18 protein-coding genes are annotated in these 18,251 nt (G+C 51.7%); 5 read left to right on the forward strand and 13 right to left on the reverse strand.

Annotated elements, in window-relative coordinates; translation table 11 throughout:
* Positions 1-59: 59 nt before the first annotated feature.
* From fliN to BM185_RS08515, 13 genes are all read right to left on the reverse strand, one after another.
* On the reverse strand, positions 60-593 hold the full coding sequence (gene fliN / locus BM185_RS08455) for a flagellar motor switch protein FliN (protein WP_091962067.1): 534 nt from the start codon (positions 591-593) through the stop codon (positions 60-62).
* Between the two features lie 40 nt (positions 594-633).
* Positions 634-1,611: a flagellar motor switch protein FliM gene (gene fliM / locus BM185_RS08460; RefSeq protein ID WP_091962070.1), complete on the reverse strand. Its 978-nt coding sequence runs from the start codon at positions 1,609-1,611 to the stop codon at positions 634-636.
* Between the two features lie 46 nt (positions 1,612-1,657).
* Complete coding sequence (locus BM185_RS08465; RefSeq protein ID WP_091962072.1) at positions 1,658-2,152, reverse strand: flagellar basal body-associated FliL family protein; 495 nt, start codon at positions 2,150-2,152, stop codon at positions 1,658-1,660.
* A 17-nt stretch (positions 2,153-2,169) separates the two neighbouring features.
* On the reverse strand, positions 2,170-3,603 hold the full coding sequence (locus BM185_RS08470) for a flagellar hook-length control protein FliK (protein ID WP_091962075.1): 1,434 nt from the start codon (positions 3,601-3,603) through the stop codon (positions 2,170-2,172).
* A gap of 93 nt (positions 3,604-3,696) precedes the next feature.
* On the reverse strand, positions 3,697-4,143 hold the full coding sequence (gene fliJ / locus BM185_RS08475; protein WP_091962077.1) for a flagellar export protein FliJ: 447 nt from the start codon (positions 4,141-4,143) through the stop codon (positions 3,697-3,699).
* A gap of 23 nt (positions 4,144-4,166) precedes the next feature.
* Positions 4,167-5,516, reverse strand: coding sequence for a flagellar protein export ATPase FliI (fliI, locus tag BM185_RS08480; protein WP_091962080.1), 1,350 nt, complete (start codon positions 5,514-5,516; stop codon positions 4,167-4,169).
* The gene (locus tag BM185_RS08485) at positions 5,509-7,188 is read right to left on the reverse strand and encodes a flagellar assembly protein FliH (RefSeq protein WP_091962082.1); all 1,680 of its coding nucleotides are present in this window, start codon (positions 7,186-7,188) and stop codon (positions 5,509-5,511) included. The genes fliI and BM185_RS08485 overlap by 8 nt, the downstream gene beginning before the upstream one ends.
* A 62-nt stretch (positions 7,189-7,250) precedes the next feature.
* Positions 7,251-8,267: a flagellar motor switch protein FliG gene (fliG, locus tag BM185_RS08490; protein ID WP_091962085.1), complete on the reverse strand. Its 1,017-nt coding sequence runs from the start codon at positions 8,265-8,267 to the stop codon at positions 7,251-7,253.
* Positions 8,260-10,029, reverse strand: a complete 1,770-nt coding sequence (gene fliF, locus BM185_RS08495; protein ID WP_091962087.1) for a flagellar basal-body MS-ring/collar protein FliF — start codon at positions 10,027-10,029, stop codon at positions 8,260-8,262. The genes fliG and fliF overlap by 8 nt, the downstream gene beginning before the upstream one ends.
* 39 nt (positions 10,030-10,068) lie before the next feature.
* On the reverse strand, positions 10,069-10,464 hold the full coding sequence (fliE, locus tag BM185_RS08500) for a flagellar hook-basal body complex protein FliE (protein ID WP_091962092.1): 396 nt from the start codon (positions 10,462-10,464) through the stop codon (positions 10,069-10,071).
* A 256-nt stretch (positions 10,465-10,720) separates the two neighbouring features.
* A complete protein-coding gene (locus BM185_RS08505) occupies positions 10,721-12,085 on the reverse strand; it encodes a sigma-54-dependent transcriptional regulator (protein ID WP_091962094.1) in 1,365 nt (454 codons plus the stop codon).
* Positions 12,086-12,114: 29 nt separating this feature from the next.
* Positions 12,115-13,158, reverse strand: a complete 1,044-nt coding sequence (locus BM185_RS08510; RefSeq protein WP_091962097.1) for a sensor histidine kinase — start codon at positions 13,156-13,158, stop codon at positions 12,115-12,117.
* A gap of 23 nt (positions 13,159-13,181) precedes the next feature.
* Positions 13,182-13,634 carry an acetyl-CoA sensor PanZ family protein gene (locus BM185_RS08515; protein ID WP_091962101.1) on the reverse strand — a complete coding sequence of 151 codons (453 nt, stop codon included), beginning with the start codon at positions 13,632-13,634 and terminating at the stop codon, positions 13,182-13,184.
* A 142-nt stretch (positions 13,635-13,776) separates the two neighbouring features.
* Here BM185_RS08515 and hisB point away from each other — a divergent pair, with 142 nt between their 5' ends.
* From hisB to BM185_RS08540, 5 genes are all read left to right on the forward strand, one after another.
* On the forward strand, positions 13,777-14,370 hold the full coding sequence (hisB, locus tag BM185_RS08520) for an imidazoleglycerol-phosphate dehydratase HisB (RefSeq protein WP_091962104.1): 594 nt from the start codon (positions 13,777-13,779) through the stop codon (positions 14,368-14,370).
* Positions 14,370-15,047, forward strand: a complete 678-nt coding sequence (hisH, locus tag BM185_RS08525) for an imidazole glycerol phosphate synthase subunit HisH (RefSeq protein ID WP_091962107.1) — start codon at positions 14,370-14,372, stop codon at positions 15,045-15,047. Before hisB ends, hisH begins: the two co-directional genes overlap by 1 nt.
* A gap of 1 nt (position 15,048) precedes the next feature.
* Complete coding sequence (gene hisA, locus BM185_RS08530; protein WP_091962108.1) at positions 15,049-15,780, forward strand: 1-(5-phosphoribosyl)-5-[(5-phosphoribosylamino)methylideneamino]imidazole-4-carboxamide isomerase; 732 nt, start codon at positions 15,049-15,051, stop codon at positions 15,778-15,780.
* A 302-nt stretch (positions 15,781-16,082) separates the two neighbouring features.
* Positions 16,083-16,856 (forward strand): imidazole glycerol phosphate synthase subunit HisF, encoded by a 774-nt coding sequence (gene hisF, locus BM185_RS08535; protein ID WP_091962111.1) that lies wholly within the window; start codon positions 16,083-16,085, stop codon positions 16,854-16,856.
* Positions 16,856-18,031, forward strand: coding sequence for an MFS transporter (locus BM185_RS08540; protein ID WP_218149420.1), 1,176 nt, complete (start codon positions 16,856-16,858; stop codon positions 18,029-18,031). The genes hisF and BM185_RS08540 overlap by 1 nt, the downstream gene beginning before the upstream one ends.
* The last annotated feature ends 220 nt before the right edge of the window (positions 18,032-18,251 follow it).

Raw genomic sequence — 18,251 nt, forward strand, 5'->3', positions numbered from 1 at the left:
CAGTAATAAACTGCCCGCCCTAAAAACACCAAGCTTCGCTTACACAGCCTTATCATGGGTTATCTTAACCGCTTAATACGTTCCGACGGGCTGACAACATCCGTTAGACGTATACCAAACTTTTCATTGACCATAACAACTTCGCCGTGAGCAATCAGCGTACCATTCACTTTTACGTCCAAGGGCTCACCAGCCAAACGGTCGAGCTCAATAACCGAGCCTTGGTTTAACTGTAACAGGTTACGTATAGCGATTTCCGTGTTGCCGACTTCCATGGCAATGGTCACGGGAATGTCCATGATCACTTCTAGATTGGGATTGTCGCCCTCAAAGCCAGCTGAATCATCTTCCAGATATTCAAGGGGTGCTGACTGAATATCATCTTCGGTCAGTTCTTCTTCACCGGCTTCAGAAGCGGCCTGCTCTTCCAGGGCGGCACCCCAGTCGTCATCAGCAGAGCCAGCATCATCGCTTGCTGACTGCTCTTCCATAGCTGTTGCCCAGTCGTCGTCAGCTGAAGCCTCATCGTCCAGCGCTGCGGCCCAGTCTTCGTTTTCTTCTGCAGGGTTTTCGTTGTTTTCTTCGTCGCTCATGATTCTTTCCCTTAACAATTACAGCAGACAGGCAGTACGTCTAGCGCACCAACCTGACCTGCTCTTTGATTTTGAGCGCCAGATTTTCACCTGAGCGTCCCATTTTACATTTATAGACAGGCACACCATTAGCCTGCAAAGTAACGTAATCGGGCAAATCAACAGGAATAATATCACCTGCTTCCAGATTAACGATATCACCGAGAGTCAGGTCCTTGTCTACCACCTTCACATTCAAGGGTATTTTGGCTTCCATGATGTCGGCTCTCAGCGCCCTTACCCAGCGCTCATCAATATCATCAACATCCGACTGAACACCAGAATCCAATTCTTCCCTAACCGGCTCTATCATGGAATAGGGAATGGTAATGTGCAAATCACCACCACCGCCATCCAGCTCGATATGGAAGGTGCTGACAACAACAACTTCACTGGGACTGACAATGTTGGCCATCGCTGGGTTAACTTCAAACCCGATGTATTCAAAGTTTAACGGCAAAACAGTGGCCCAGGCTTCTTTTAAATCAATAAAAACCTGTTCCAGGACTTTTTGAACAATTCGAATTTCTGTAGGCGTAAATTCACGTCCTTCGATCTTGGCATGGCGACCATCACCCCCAAAGAAGTTGTCCACCAGCTTGAACACCAGCTTGGCATCCATGACGAACAAAGACGTACCCCTTAAGGGTCTGATCTTTACCAGGTTGAGACTGGTTGGCACATAAAGAGTGTGCACATACTCGCCAAACTTCATGATTTGCACGCCTCCAGAAGCCACATGAGCACTGCGGCGCAGGAGGTTAAAAAGACTAATGCGGGTATAGCGAGCAAAACGCTCATTAATCATTTCAAGCGTTGGCATGCGACCACGAACAATGCGGTCCTGGCTGGTTATGTCATAGCTCTGAACATCACCAGCATTTGCATCACCGTCCGCAGGATCAGGCAGGTCATCGTCATCCACGCCGTGAAGTAGAAGATCAATTTCGTCCTGGGATAGCAGATCCTGAACTGCCATAAGTGACCACCTTAAACTGTCAGTTATTATCTTCTGCTAGCAGCAGTTACTGGAGTACAAAGTCTGTAATCAGCACTTCGTCTATTCTTACACCATCCCGGCTCACTATATCCTGAACAACTTCTGCTGCACTGATTTGCAGTTGAAGCTTACCCTCAGGTGTTTGCAGGGTTTGGTAATCTTGACCGGTGAAAAGGCGGTTCAAGTTATTCTTGATGCGCGGCATATGGGTTTCTATCGACCGAGTGACATCACGACTATCGCCCTTGATAGCCAGAGAGACCTGCAGAAAACGCTGCCGGCGGTCAGAAGAAACCAAGGGAGTTACAAAGGCATCTTCAAAAATATAATAAGAAGCAGTATTCAGCTGGACTTCAGAACGCCCCAGCCCGGTTCTTCTTTCCCCATCTTCATCAGAGTCCCGGTCGAGAAAATAAAGGGTAGCACCAACTGCAAGAGCCAAAAGAATGGCAGCCCCTACAACCGCGCCACCAATCAAAAGCAGTTTTTTGTTCTTGCCGCCTTCATTATCATCTGCCATGCATCTTCTCCGTTTAACTAGGCGTAATAGTCTATCAGACCCAAGGGCTCTTCAAAGTAAGCAATTTTTTCAGCATCCTCTGTTTCTGTTGAGGCCAAGCCCTGCCCCCCACCTGTTCCTTGCTCATCACCCTGCTGATCATCACCCATCGACTCTTCAGAAACCGAGGCATCTACCAGGGACAACCCCTGCTCTTCCAGCATTTCTCTCAAGCGAGGCAAAGCATTTTCCAGCAGATCCCTGGCCTGGGCATTGGGTGACTGCAAAATAACAGAAGCCTGATCACCCTGCATACGAATTTGTATTCTCAAGTTACCTAAATCAGGGGGATCCAGGCGCATTTCCGCCACCTGCATACCTCGCCCTTGCATCATGGTAATACGATTTGATAAGGCTTCTGCATTGGCCTGGGCCGTCGCCTGTGCCATGGAAGGCATAGTTGGCATACTGGCCGCCATTCGTGCTGCTGTCGGCTGGGCGGTAACCGTATTACCCAACCCCTGGCTCGCTGCCTGGATCAGTTGCTGCATGGATTCTCCGCCACCCCGATTGACTGAGGATGAAGAAAGATCGCCTCGGCTCAAGCGGGAAACCAGCGCTTCCAGTCGTTCCTGGCGCTTATTCTGTAGCTCTTCACGGCCTCCGGAAAAATCCCGGCCTTGCTCCTGACTACGCTGACTGGTTTCCTGCAAGCTGATTTCCGGGCGACCAGCTGTTGATCGCTGGTCTGTCGAATTCCCCGCCAACATTTCCAGTTTTAAGCCAGAAGCATCAGAACGCAAAGCACTGATCTGGCGAACATCAACACCCGCTTGTTGGATACTGGCCAACAATTGCTGAACACCCGCATAGAGGTCTTCCAAATCCTTACCCAGATTGCTTGCCAGGTATTCAAGATGCTGCTGTAAATCTTCTGGGAGAAGCTTTTCAAGGCTGGCCAGGTCACCATCAAGAAGTGCCTGTTTCAGTTTTTCCAAATCTTCATCGGATAAACCCTGCAGCCACTGGCTGACATCCTTAAGCAGCTTATCCGCCTGCTCATCACTCAAAGAGGCAAGCAGTTCACTGGTTTTTTCAGGCAGCGGCAATTTTTCGCCACCCTGCGGCAGTTCTTTTCCGTCCAGGCCATCTTTATCCCTAACTGTTCGAGAGTTTGAGGGCTGCTCAGATGAACGTGCATCGGCTACCTGCTGCTTTTCGTTGGTTTTTGAAGTAGATTTCGAAGCAGCCGCTTGCTCATCGGACTTTCTGCGCACATCCAGGCGTTGCTGGGCGCTGTCTCGCTGCTCTTTTGATCGAGTGGCTTCTGAAGACTGCTGATGACGAGTGCCTTGTAGCTGTTTTTCAAAGTCCTGTTTGGATGCTGAAGGAGCAGAGGGCGACTTGTTGAAATCAGCCGGCCTGCTAGGTTGGGTGTCCAGAAAAATATGTAAATTTGCTGGTGAATTCATTGGCTAAGCTCTCGCTGGATGCTAGCCCTGTTTTAATCAAAGGGCAGTCTCGTTCTTGGGTTGCCCTAAAACCATGCAGAAACTGTGCCAGGCTTAAGAATTTCTTGCGTAGCGTGTACTGGTGAACTCATCAGCAAGCTTTTGCTCTTTACGCTCAGCCTCGCGCTCTTCTTCACGGCGCGCCGATTCAATAATCGATTCCAGGCCCTTTACTCTTGCTCGTGTTTTGATCCAGTGTTCCGTCACCTGGTCTTTTTGCCGCTGCAACAACTCTATCTGCTCCTGCTGCTGGATTTGTGCATGCTCCAAGCGCTGGACAAAAGCCTGGTAGCGAAGCACCGCCTGAATATCCATACGTCGGCCCGGCTCATCGCCACAGCGCATCAATTGCAGGTATTCCTTCTCATAGCCTTTCAGCTGTTCTTTGGTTTGCGCTTCCTGCTCAATTTTTTGATTCAAATAACCCAGTGCGCGGCTAGCCTCTTCTGCCTTGCCTTCCGCCAAGCGCAATACAGGTTGCAGACGTTTTTGACGACTCATCACCTTCTCCTAAGCGCCAGTAACTATTGAGAGCGGTTCGTCCTCATGGCTTTGGCCAAGAGCTCAAGACGCTGACTACTGGTCAGAAAATCTTGCTGCTGGTCCAGTGGTTGCTGCAAAAACTCTTTCATGGCGGGCATCAAGCCAATCGCCAAGTCAATTTCCGGATCACTACCCCGAGTATAGGCCCCGACATTAATCAGATCCTTATTTTGTTCATAGCGCGCCATTAGCTGCTTGAAGCGATACACCCGAGCCAAGTGCTCTGGAGTCACTATCTGCGGCATGGCACGACTGATAGAGGCCTCAATATCAATGGCCGGATAATGGCCTTCTTCAGCAAGGCGTCTGGACAGGACGATATGCCCGTCCAAAATCGCCCTGGCCGCATCAGCTATAGGGTCCTGCTGGTCATCACCTTCTGTCAGCACGGTATAAAAGGCGGTAATGGATCCCTTGCCTTTGGCAGCATTACCCGTACGCTCAACCAACTGGGGAATACGTGCAAAAACGGAAGGCGGATAGCCTTTGGTTGCCGGAGGTTCACCCACGGCCAATGAAATTTCACGCTGGGCTTGAGCGTAGCGGGTTAATGAATCCATCAACAAGAGCACATTCTTGCCCTTGTCCCGGTAGTATTCCGCAATACTATGAGTAATTTGTGCAGCTCTAAGACGCATCAGGGGAGCATCATCCGCTGGCGAAGCAACAACAACAGAGCGCGCCATGCCTTCAGGTCCCAGAATCTGCTCAATAAATTCCTTAACCTCCCGGCCCCTTTCACCCACCAAACCCACCACGGTAATGTCGGCCTTGGTAAAGCGGGTCATCATACCCAGAAGAACCGACTTACCCACACCACTGCCTGCAAAAAGACCCAGGCGTTGGCCCTGACCCACTGTTAGCATGGCATTAATAGCCCCCACACCCACATCCAAGGGCGTATCGATCGGGTGGCGTTCCAGAGGGTTGATCACCTTGCCATTAAGGTTGGTTTCTCCTTCAGATGCCAGTGCACCCTTGCCATCCAGAGGCCGCCCATAGCCATCAAGCACCCGACCCAGCAAGCCAAAGCCAACCGGAACCTGAAGGGCACGCTTATTAGGGGTAACTCTGGCTCCCGGCCTTAAGCCCTCAGCACTCTTTAAGGGCATCAGATAAATACGCTCAGCTGCAAAGCCGACAACCTCAGCTTCAACAGGTGTCCCGGAAACACTTTCAATATAACAATAAGAGCCCACCGGCAGGTTGCAGCCTACAGCTTCCAGGGTGAGGCCCACCATGCGTACCAGACGGCCTTCGACCAGGGGCTCATCAGGGCGCAATTGCTGCTGGTAGGATTTAAGACGCTCAGCAAGACTGGAATCAACCATATTTGCCACCCTGGTCATCATCAGTTGAAGCGTCTTGTGGACTGTCTTCGTCTTCTTCGAATTTCAGCAATTCATCCAAGGCTTCTTCAGGATTTCCAGCGGTGGATTCATCCGTTTCAGCCTCTTCAGTACCAGCGTTAGCATCTTCGTCCTGAAAATCCTTTTCCCAGGTGCTTTCCATAACTGCATCAGGATCATCCAGATAGCGCACTTCGTGGACAGATTCAGGAGCCCAAACCTTCTCCTGTTCGGATTCAGGTTCTGGGTTTGGATGTTCTGGGTTTTGCGGTGCTGAAGCGGATGCTTCCTGATTTTCACCCAAGAGCTGCTCAAAAAAGTCATCCTCATCTTCATCAGTCAAGGGTGGCTCAGCTTCAGGCACTGCTTCCTCTTGGTCGACAGTGTTCGCAACTTCCTCAGGAAAGTCTTCGTGCTCTGAAACGTCTTCGTCAGCCAGAGGCTCTTCAGGTGCTGGGGCCGGATCTTGATTCTCTTCCGGCTCAGGGCTTTCATCGGGCTCGGCAGAGGCAGCTTCCTCTTGATTTAACTCTGGAGCCTGGCTTGGTTTGGCAGGAGTAGGCTCTGTGGGTTGCGGCTCCTCGGCTTCAGCTGGAGCTTCGTCTGAAGCCTCGTCCAGGGGTGGTAGATGCCGAGGAGCAGAACCGCGTTGCAAACTAACCTTGGCCACAGGTTCAGTTGGTTTTTGCTCAGCCAGTTCCGGCGCTTTATATTCTTGATGCGGGTAGTCTTCGGGGTCAACACCACCTGCATCCTCTTCAGCATCGGGTGCTCCGGCTTCAACCTCAGGTTCCTGTTCAGGCTCAGGTTCGGGCTGGGTAGGTTCCTGCAGGGGTGCGGCTTCAGGTTCAGCCAAAACATCCCTGGAAAGGGGTGAAAAATCCTGATCAACTTGCTGATAACCCGCATCTAAAAGTGAATCGATAACCTTTTTGTAACGGTTTTCCAGCGTGCAGTCCACCAAACTCTGTAGTGTCTCGACACGCACACCACCGGGAGTAATCTTCGGGTCTGTGACCAAACGATAATCCTCCAGCAGTTCATGCCGGATAGCTTCGACTAGGGGGAGGTCTTCAGGATTAATAAAAATACGCAGGCGTTCATGACCTGACGGTAAGGCAGCAACAGCTTCACGGAGCACTTCACCCAAAAAGTCCCGGTCGATACTGATTTCGCGTCTTAAAAGTGCACGACTGATCAGATCAACCAGTGACAGCAAACCTGCTTCGACATCCTGATCCAGGGCGTTGATGGGCCCTTGCAGCTGTTGAATCAAGCTTTGCAGGCGGGCCAGTTGTTGGTCAATTTCATGCTGTGCCTGCTCTAAACCCTGCTGATAGCCAGCTTCAAGGCCTGCCTGCTGACCTTGAGCTTCACCTTCCTGATAACCTTGAGCACGGCCTTCTGCTGTGCCTGCCGCCTGTCCCTCAGAAAAACCTGCAGCATAGCCTTCGCTGCGAGCCTCTTCACGAATCGCTTGAATTTCTTCTTCAGTCGGTGGGCTAGGTGCCTTTTCTTCCGCTTCGCCTTGCTCTTCTTCTTTAAGCTCATCAAGACGTTGGGCGATGCGCTTACGAACACCGGTGAGATCCGGCATTTCCCAGCGCTCAAAAGGCACCTTCTCATTGGCAGGAATGCGTTTTCTATGGGGCACAAGACGTCCTCAAATTCAAAGGCCGGACTGCCTGCAGCCAACTGCAGTCCCAAAGGGTTTCCTTATAGCATTTCGTCGCCGCCAGATGCCAAATTGATCGTGCCATCTTCTGCCAAGCGTCGAGCAACACCCAGAATTTCTTTCTGAGACGACTCAACTTCACTGACACGGACAGGGCCCTGGGCTTCCAGGTCGTCACGCAGCAATTCGGCGGCACGTTTAGACATATTCTTAAAGATTTTCTCCTGAACCCGAGTTTCGGCACCCTTGAGGGCAAGGGTCAGGGTTTCTGGCTTCACTTCACGCAGCAAGGTCTGTAGATCACGGTCATCCAGGTCAGCCAGGTTGTCAAAGACAAACATGAGGTCTTCAATTTCTTCACCCAAGGCTTCATCAACTTCCTTGATCGCATCCATCAGATCACCTTCAATGGAGCTGTCCAGGTTGTTCATGATATTGGCAACCACCTTAACACCACCCATGCTGGTAGTTTGCGTACCACCCGAGCCAGAGAACTGTTTTTCAAGGATATCATTCAATTCCTGCAGGGCTTGGGGCTGAACTGACTCCAAAGCAGCAACACGCAGGGTGACATCCAAACGGACCTTGGGGTCAAAGAAGCGCAGAATTTCAGCGCCCTGATCAGGGTCCAAATAAGAAAGTACAATGGCCTGAATCTGGGGGTGTTCAAAACGGATAATATCCGCAACAGCACGGGGCTCCATCCATTTCAGCGTGTCCAGACCCGTGGTATTGCCACCCAGCAGAATACGGTCAATCAAACCATTGGCTTTGTCTTCACCCAGGGCTTCGCTCAGCATGCGGCGGATATAGCTGTCCGCACCCACGCCCAGACCTGTCTGCTCACCGACATCTTCAAGAAAGTCGCCCAGCACTTCTTCAACCTGAGCACGACTGACATTCTGCAATTGAGACATCGCCAGACCGATTTTCTGCACTTCTTTAGGACCCATATGCTTGAGTACTTGTGCAGCATCTGTCTCACCCAGAGACATCAGCAGGATAGCCGCCCGTTCCAGCGAGGTCAGGTTTTCAGCATAGAGATCTTCTTCACTCATCACTCACTACCCAATGACGGACTACTTGGGCCACACGGCCAGGGTTCTCAGCAATTAATGCACGTATCGCATTCAGCTGGCGTTCATAAAGGTCACTTGGTGGTGCCAACAGAGGATCGTCGGAAGCACTCAAGGTAACTTGATCATCGGGCAAGCCGCCATCCAGGGGTGCCAGATCATCCATATCTGCATCTTCAAGATCCTTATCGGACTTGGTTGCCAGATTGCGCAGAATAGGTCTAAGCACACCAAAAATAAGGATCAGGATAAAGAGGCCAGCCAAGGCCTGCTTGGCAACATCCCAGAACCAGGGCTGCTCCCAGAAGGGCAGTTCTGGCATTTCATCCAATTCACTTTCCACAAAGGGAGAGTTGATAACGCTAACACTATCTCCCCGAGCGGCGCTGTAGCCTACAGCATTGCGAACCAAAGTCGTGATTCGCTCAATTTCATTTTCATTCCAGGGTTGACGCTCAGCCTGGCCGGTCTCTGGATTACGTTGGATCAGGTCATCAATCACTACCGCAACGGTCATACGGGCGATTCGGCCCGCATCATTACGCGAATAGCTCAGAGTTCTATCCAGCTCAAAGTTGCGGGTTGCCTGAGAGCGGCGATTACTAGTACCACCCGCGCCCTGACCACCACCTTCAGCCTGCTCAGGTGCAAAACCATCCTGAGGCGGTTGATTGGAAAGTGCTCCGGGAATACCCAGAGGTCCAAAGTCACCAACCCGCTCTTCATCAACTGTCTGCTCACTGCGGATCGCCGGCATATCCGGGTTAAACTGCTCAGAGCTTTGCTCTACCTGAGTAAAATCAACATCAACTGAAACCGCCGTCTGGAAACGCCCAGGTCCGGCAATGGGCTCCAGTATGGAGCGAATACGCTCATTCACCCTTTGTTCAACAAGGCGTGTATGCTCCAACTGACGTGCCATCGCCTTGTCACTTTCACTCTCTTCCCGCTGGGAGAGCAGGTTGCCGCGCTGATCAACAATAGTGACATCTTCGAGTGACATCTGAGGCACACTGGAAGCAACCAGACTCATCATTGCCCTGGCTTGAGAAGGATCCAGACTTCGGCCCGGAGTCAGGCTCAAAAAAACCGAAGCGGAAGGTTTGCGCTGATCGCGCATGAATACAGACTGTCGAGGAACCGCCAGGTGAACTCGGGCCTGACGAACACTATCTAAGCTGGATATGGTTCGAGCCAACTCACCTTCAATACTACGTAGATAACGGGCGTTTTCCATGAACTGGCTGGTGCCCAAGCCTTGATCCCGCTCAAGCAACTCGTAACCAACGGTATTGGGTTGGCTAATGTCTGCGCCAGCAATCTTCATTCGCGCTTGATGAATGTCGGCCTCCCTGACCAGCAGAGCGCCAGACGAGGTATCGATCCGATAACCGATGCGGTTTTGTTCAAGAATTTCAACAATAGCAGAAGAGTCCACCTCATTAAGGCTGGACATAAGTGGACGATAGCTATCAGACTGAGACCAGAGAACTACTGCAAAACCCAAAGCAATACTTGCTGCAAAACCAACCAAAAGCGCCATTTGGCGAAGAACATCCAGCTGGTTGAAATTAGAAAGCAAGGCCTCTGCCTTACTGCCACTTTTCAACAACCCGGACTTGCCTTGCTTTTCCCTATCAGCAGCTGGATTGGTGGTAGCACTGCTGGCTTCTGACTTGCTGGATTCGGGTAGTTGTTTTTCTGCCCCGTCATCAGCAGCCACATTGGCAGGCGCATTTTCCATTCAATAACCCCAGTTAATTCCACCCTGAACCGCTCAGGCTCAGATAGGCATCCGCATAATTTCTTGATAAGCACCGACCAACCGGTTTCTTACCTGTGTCATGGCCTCAAAAGACACACTCGACTTCTGGGCAGCAATCATCACATTGGTGATATCCACATTGGGATCACCTAGCTCATAGCGGGTTCTTAGGTCATTTGCCGCTTTCTGGTGTCCGTTAACATTATCTACTGCCTGCTTCAGTAAGCTGGAAAAAGAGGGAACCTCTTTGATATCGGCCGGTTTCTCAACACCCGCAACTCCCGCACCTTCCTGTAGCCCTTTAACCAAAGGGGCACGCTGGGCAAAAGCCGCAGATGCAAAGCTCGAATCTACACCTTGCTGACTGGCCCGTATCTGGGACAGAACACTTGAAATATCAGCGCGCTCAACCATGTCAGGACACCCTCAAATTTATATTTTGTTTAGATGCATTTTTTATGAAAGAATTGAAATGCATCATTTGACATATTTTTGACCTGCTAAGTGCAGGAAAACAATAAGTTAGCCAATTTTAGCCGTCAGTTGACCTACTCTACCTAATTGATAACTCTATGACTACTCCATCATCCTATAATTTAGCTTGAAATACTGCTACTAAATGTTTCAGCAGGTCATTCTGCACTACACTTAATTAAACCAAGCAGCAGTCTCAGTCTTCCTGAAGAAGCCCTAGCTCACGCATTTTAGCCAATTTATAGCGTAGCGTACGTGGACTGATACCCAAGCGCTCAGCAGTTTCTTTTTTACGTCCACCTTCCTGTTCAAGTACATCCAGAATCATTTGAAATTCCTGCTCTTTCAAATCCTCTTTCAAGGCTTCTGTAGTGGTGGCGCGATTATTTTGAGGCTTGGTCTCAAGAACTGCAGCAGGCTCAACAGGGTTATTCCCTTCTATAATAATACTATTCGCTGTCACTTGCTTGCCAGTTGCCATGATTAACGCCCGCTGCATGACATTTTCCAATTCGCGAACATTGCCCGGCCAACTATGTTGCAAAAGCAGGCTCTCGGCCTCCTGACTCAAATCAGGGACCTGATTCACACCCATACGCTGGGCATGCTTGACCATCAGCGCTTTAGCCAGAGGCAGGATATCGCCCTTGCGTTCACGCAGTGGAGGCCAGGCCAGAGGGAAAACATTTAACCGATAATACAAGTCTTCACGAAAACTACCCTGTTGAATACTTTCTTTAAGATTTCTGTTACTTGTTGCCAGAACCCGCACATTCAGCTTCAAGGTTTTACGTGAACCCAAACGCTCAACTTCCTGTTCTTGCAATACCCTAAGCAGCTTGGCTTGAAGCTCCAGAGGCATTTCTGAAACCTCATCAAGCAGAAGTGTGCCCCCATCAGCCTGTTCAAATTTGCCCGGCGTACTGGCATTAGCGCCGGTAAAGGCCCCTTTTTCATAACCAAAAAGAGTAGCTTCCAGCAGGCTTTCAGGAATGGCTGCACAATTGATGGCCACAAAGGGTTTCTTGGCACGCGGGGAATGTAAATGCAGATAGCGCGCCAAAACCTCCTTACCTGTGCCTGATTCGCCGCCAATCATAACGGAAGCATCACTCTTGGCAACACGGCCTGCCAGTTGCAACAGCTCTTTACTGGCAGGGTCCTCAACCAGTGGACCCTCATTGGCAGTTGCAGCCAGCGAATTGACTTCCAGCAAGGGCCTAACCAACTTGACCAGCAGATCCGGCTCAAAAGGCTTAACCAGGTAATCCACAGCACCCTGACGCATGGCTTCAACAGCCTGGCTAACCGAGCCATAGGCAGTCATCAGGATAACCGGCAAGCCTGGATGCTTTTGTCCCAGCTCATCAAGGAGCTGATAACCATCCATAACCGGCATACTGACATCAGAAACCACAACCTTAACGCTTTCTTTTTCCAGCAGTTTGAGGGCATCTCTTCCATTAACAGCGGAGAGATAATCCCAACCCTCAAGGTCTAGGGTATCTTCCAGGGCTTCTCTTAAATCCGCATCATCTTCAACAATCAAAACCTGTGGCATTGACAGTTCTCCAGAACATCTCAGAACCTTCAAGGTTCAGCATTTGCATCCATGGGTAAGGCAATCCAGGCGCGGGTGCCTTCGCCTGGGCGTGATTGCAGCCAAAATTGTCCTTGGTGAGCCTTAACGACGGCCTGAACGATTGCCAGACCCAAGCCGGTACCCTGGGATTTGGTGGTATAAAAGGGTTCCTGCGCTCGATCCACCTGCTCTTGATGAATACCTGGCCCTTCATCGGCCACACAAAGCAGCAGGTGCATGCCCTGATGCCCAGGCAAGTCAGCAACCGTTTCTAAATGCAGGGCAATAGCAGGTGGTGGATCACTGGCTTCAACGGCATTATTAATCAGATTAAGTACAGCGCCAACCAATGAATCCAAGCTGACAACCAACTCACTGGGGGTCAGCCGAAGCTGCCAGTCAAAATGCAGCTGATGCTTTTCAATAACCGGCTGAACAGCTTCCTGCAACGAACCAGCCAGCTCCTCGACGGCCAGCCTTCTTGCCATTCGGGTTTCCCCTTTGGCAAAGATCAGCATATCACGTATTTGTTGATCCATATGCTGCAAACGGCTTTTCAACTTAGTGGCAAATTTTTGCTGCTGATGCTCTTCCAGCCCTTCTTTTTGCAGGTGACCGGCATAAAGCAGGGCTGTTGATAAAGGGGTGCGCAGCTGATGAGCCAGAGAAGCCACCATATGCCCCATGGAGGAGAGGCGTTCATGACGGGCCAGTTGATCTTGCAGACGCCGGGTTTCTGTCAAATCCTGCAATAAAATCAGCTGCCCTCGCTCACCCGACATAGAGCTGATCGACAGACTCACTTTACGACCATCTTTAAGAGAAACCTCGTGTCCATCATCACTACGGGGTGCAAAAGCCCGCTGGACCACCTTCAGCCAGGCAGCACCTCTAAGCGGTTCTCCCAAGAGCTCCAAAGCCACTTCATTGGCCTGACTGACACGCCCCTGCTGGTCCAACATCACGATTCCTGCTGGAATGGCCGCCAAAACATCGGCAAGGGCCTGCTCAGCACCGTGACTTGCTGTTATCTGTTGCTCAGAAACCGTCATTTGTTGCTCTTAACCTAAAAAAATCAAGCCGATTCAAGCAAGAAGTCGCCTGTTTCCGGATGGTGTGTATAACCCAAGCGCCTTACCAGCATTTGATCGGCAAGGGTCAGCTGTTTACCAGGCACCCAAACATCCAAGCCCTTGGCACGTGCGCTGGAAGCTACCAGAGCCATCAAACGGCTACCAACTCCCCTGCGCCGAGTTACTTCTCGAACACAAAGATGACGTAGATACCAAGAATCCTGAGACTGAGTCACCAAAACAGCCCCTATCAAATGGTCGTTAAAAAGAGCGCCTGCAAACCAGCTATCCTGATCTTCAAGCACAGCTTCAACAAACTCAGGCGCCTCCAGAGCCTGATCTTCAAAGCTGCGCCTGAGTGATTCGGCTTCTGAATAAATTTTCTCCAGATCAGCACGCCAATCCGGATGTTCTTCCAGTGCCTGCAGATTGACTTCTACGATTTGAACGGGCATGACATGACCTTTAAAAAATATACGGCCACTTTATTGTAGCCTGCAACTATCATAAGTATAAAAGGCTCTTAACTGCCTTTCTGCGTTGACACTGGTATAATCAAATCATTAAAGACTCGAACCTTATAGGTGTACCCTAGCAATGACGGCAAGAACCGCAAGTGTAACCCGCAACACCCTGGAAACGAAAATTCAGGTTGAAATCAACCTGGATGGTACTGGCACATTTTCCAGTGATTCTGGCATAGGTTTTCTGGACCACATGCTGGATCAAGTCGCTCGGCATGGCCTGATTGATATAGACATCAAGATGACTGGTGACCGCCACATCGACGACCACCACAGTGTTGAAGACCTGGGCATCACTATGGGTCAGGCTTTTGCTCAGGCCGTGGGCGACAAAAAAGGGATCGTTCGCTATGGCCATGCCTATGTTCCGCTGGATGAAGCCTTGTCGCGCGTAGTTATCGACTTTTCCGGACGCCCCGGCCTGTTTATGGACGTGGAATTCACCCGCGCCAGCCTTGGCGGCCTGGACACTCAGCTGTTTTGGGAATTCTTCCAAGGTTTTGTTAACCACGCCCAGGTCACCTTGCATATTGATAACCTGAAAGGCTTCAACGCCCACCACCAGGCCGAAACCATCTTCAAGGCCTTTGGACGCGCCCTGCGCATGGCCTTGTCCCCCGATGAGCGCATGGCCGGGCAAACGCCTTCCACCAAGGGCGTGTTGTAATGACTGAAATCAAGGACAAGGACTCTGCACAGCCTGAAGTTGTCATTATTGATTATGGTATGGGCAATCTGCATTCAGCTCACAAGGCCCTGGAAAAAATGGCAGCCGGCAAGAAAAGCGTCGGCATTTCTTCTGATCCTGACATCATTCGCCAAGCCGAGCGGGTGGTTCTACCCGGTGTGGGTGCGATTCGCGACTGTATGGCCGAAATGCACAAAACTGGACTGGTCCCCATCATTCGCGAAAGTCTGAACAACAAACCCTTTTTGGGTATCTGTGTTGGCTTTCAGGCCCTGATGCAAGCCAGTGAAGAAAACGGCGGCGTGGATTGCCTGGGCCATTTCCGAGGCCAGGTCAAATTCTTTGGTGAAAACCTGCAAGACAGCCAGGGCCAGCGCCTGAAGGTCCCTCACATGGGCTGGAGCCAGGTCACTCCCGAACAAGCTGACCACCCCCTTTGGCAAGGCATCCCCAGTGGCGAACGCTTTTATTTTGTACACAGCTACTATGTCGCTGCCGAACAGCAAGAGCAGATTCTTGCCAGCTGCGACTACGGCCCCGTGACCCTGCATGCCGCCCTGGCTCAAGACAATGTCGCGGCGGTACAATTCCACCCCGAAAAAAGCGCCCAGGCGGGACTCAAGCTTTTGGAAAACTTTTTATTCTGGAAACCCTGACATGCTGATTATTCCCGCAATTGATTTAAAAGATGGCCAGTGCGTACGCCTCAAGCAAGGTCGCATGGAAGACTCCACCAACTATGGTGATGACCCGGTCGAAATGGCTGCACGCTGGGTGAATGAAGGCTGCCGCCGCTTGCATCTGGTTGATCTGAACGGTGCTTTTGACGGTCAACCTGTTAATGGCGAAGCCGTGACGGCTATTGCCCGCGCCAACCCCGGCCTGCCGATTCAAATTGGCGGCGGTATACGCACCGCGCAAACCATCGAGCACTACCTGGAAGCAGGCGTCCAGTGGGTGATTATCGGCACCAAGGCTGTAAAAGAACCGGAATTTGTCACCGAGATGTGCAAACTCTTTCCCGGTCATATTATTGTCGGCCTGGATGCCAAAAACGGCCTGGTGGCTACCGATGGCTGGGCTGAAGTCTCCAACATCAAGGCCACTGACCTGGCCAAGCGTTTTGCCGATGATGGTGTCTCCAGCATTGTTTACACCGACATCAGCCGCGATGGCATGATGCAGGGCGTCAACCTGGAAGCCACTGTCGAACTGGCCCAGCAAGGTGGCCTGCCGGTGATTGCCTCGGGCGGCGTGACCGACCTGGGCGATGTTGAACGCCTGCTGAAGGTCGCCGACCAGGGCATCCTGGGTGCCATCACTGGCCGCGCCATCTACGAAGGCAGCCTCAATCTGGCTGAAGCGCAGAAGCTGGCAGACGATCGATAAGAAATCTCGCACCTTCACGAGCTTCGAGGGTGCAGGCCATTACTTTTCAGGACGCGTAAATACATCCCTGTAAGCTCTGGCAGGAGATGTAGTTCGTGGCTCGCGGCAAGGTTGCCTTGTAAAAGCGAGCTTGATACCCCCGGCTGCTTCTGTCGGGTACCTGGTCTGTCAGGACGCGTGAATACGTCCCTGTAAGCTCTGTCTGCAACCTCCTGTTGCAGACAGCCTGCCAGACCAGCACCCGACACACAGCCTGGAATACTCCAGCGACTAGACGTGCGCTTTAAACTTCAGGAGAAAAAATGGGACTGGCCAAACGTATTATTCCTTGCCTTGATGTCGATAAAGGCCGTGTCGTTAAGGGCGTTAATTTTGTTGGCATCCGTGATGCGGGCAATCCCGTTGAAGTGGCCAAACGCTATAACGACCAGGGCGCCGATGAGATTACCTTTCTGGATATCACCGCCAGTCATGAAGACCGAGGCACCACGGTGGAGATGGTCGAAGAGATTGCCGGTCAGGTATTTATTCCCCTGACTGTGGGCGGTGGTATTCGTAATTGCGAGAACATTCGTACTATGCTGAATGCCGGGGCTGACAAGGTTTCCATTAATACCGCAGCAGTCACTAACCCCGAGTTTGTTCGTGAAGCCGCCGAGCGCTTTGGCAGCCAGTGTATTGTCGTTGCCATTGATGCCAAGAAGGTTTCGGCTGAAGGTGAAGCAGATCGCTGGGAGATTTTCACCCACGGCGGGCGTAAGGCCACTGGCCTGGATGCCGTGGAATGGGCCAAAAAAATGGTTGGCCTGGGTGCCGGTGAGTTGCTACTAACCAGCATGGACAGAGACGGCACTAAAAATGGCTTTGATCTGGGCGTAACCCGTGCCATTTCTGATGCTGTGGCCGTGCCGGTGATCGCTTCCGGCGGCGTGGGCAACCTACAACATCTCGTCGATGGCGTTCAGCAAGGCCAGGCTGATGCCGTACTGGCCGCCAGCATCTTCCATTTTGGTACCTACTCCATCCCTGAAGCCAAGCGTTTTATGGCTGATCAGGGCATTGAAATGCGGCTATAATGCACCTCACTTCTGACAAGGCCAGGGTTTTCCTGGCCCTGACATTACTCTGGCTGCTGGGTCTTTATCTACGCCTGCCGATTCTGGTGATCCCGCCGCTGGCTCCCTTTATCAATGCCGACTTCCAGCTCTCCCAAACACTACTCGGTAGTCTAACGACCTTACCCGTTTTGATGCTGTCCCTGGGGGCACTGATTGGCTCCCTGGCCATCATGCGTCTGGGTGCCCGTAACAGCCTGGCTCTGGCTTTGGCTCTGGTTGCCACCACCTCAGCGGCCCGTGGTCTAACCGATAGCCTGACCCTGCTGATACTCTTAACCCTCTTGATGGGTCTGGGCATTGCCATTATGCAGCCTTCGTTACCGGCTCTACTCCCTCGTTGGCTGGATGGCAAAAAGCTGGCCCTGGGCACAGCTGTCTACATGAATGGCATGCTGATGGGTGAATTTCTGGGGGCTGGGGTGACTCTGCCTGTCCTAATGCCGCTGCTGGAAGGTTCCTGGCGAGCGACTCTGATCGCCTGGTCTTTACCTGCGTTTTTGGTAGTCATCGCTACCTTTTTACCCCGGCAAAGAGAAGACACCTCCAGCCATGATAAGGTGGACGAGGTTCACTGGCTACCCGATTGGAAAGACCCCTTTCTGTGGCGCATTGGCCTGCTGCTGGCCTCCAGTGCCTCTCTGTTCTTTGGAACCAATGCCTATCTGGGTAGCCTTTTGGAAGAACGGGGGGAAATGCAGCGCCTGGAAGCGGCCTTTTTCTGGTTCAATCTCGCTCAGGTCGCCGCTTCTCTGGCAATGCTGGCTCTTGCCGAACGCTGGGTTGCCCGCCGTGGGCCGCTTATCCTTTCAACCCTGTGTAGTCTGCTGGGAATGCTGGGGCTCTTGCTGACCAGTGGCTGGATCAGCCTGGTCTTTGCTTTCCTGCTCAGCTTCTGGGCGGGTATCCTGCTGATACTACTGGTGGCCCTGCCACCGCAACTACTCCCCGGCAAACAGGCAGGCCGCCTGGCTGCCGGCGCCTTCACCCTGGCCTACAGCCTGTCCTTTTTCGTGCCGCTCTTGGGCGGCAGCCTTGCTGACTGGACAGGCCAACCCAGTCACGCCCTCTGGTTATTATTTGTTCTTTCACTGCCCGCCCTCTGGTTAGCCTGGCGTTTTCCCTTGAAACATTAAGCAAGAATCTTCGCTTTTGGCGGCTACTACTTGATTCACATGCCCTGAAAGTGCCTGCAGACCCACTCGAAAAACAATAACCGATATCCAGGTTGGCTAGGGAACCTCTGATTAACGTCACGAGCGCAGGTCAGGGCAGAATTCATTCCAGATGAATCTCTGCACTTCCTACATCCATGTAGGTCACCAACGAAATTGAACGAAAAAGCGGAGTTTACAC

This window comes from Marinospirillum celere (assembly GCF_900112235.1).
GTDB classification, from domain to species: domain Bacteria; phylum Pseudomonadota; class Gammaproteobacteria; order Pseudomonadales; family Halomonadaceae; genus Marinospirillum; species Marinospirillum celere.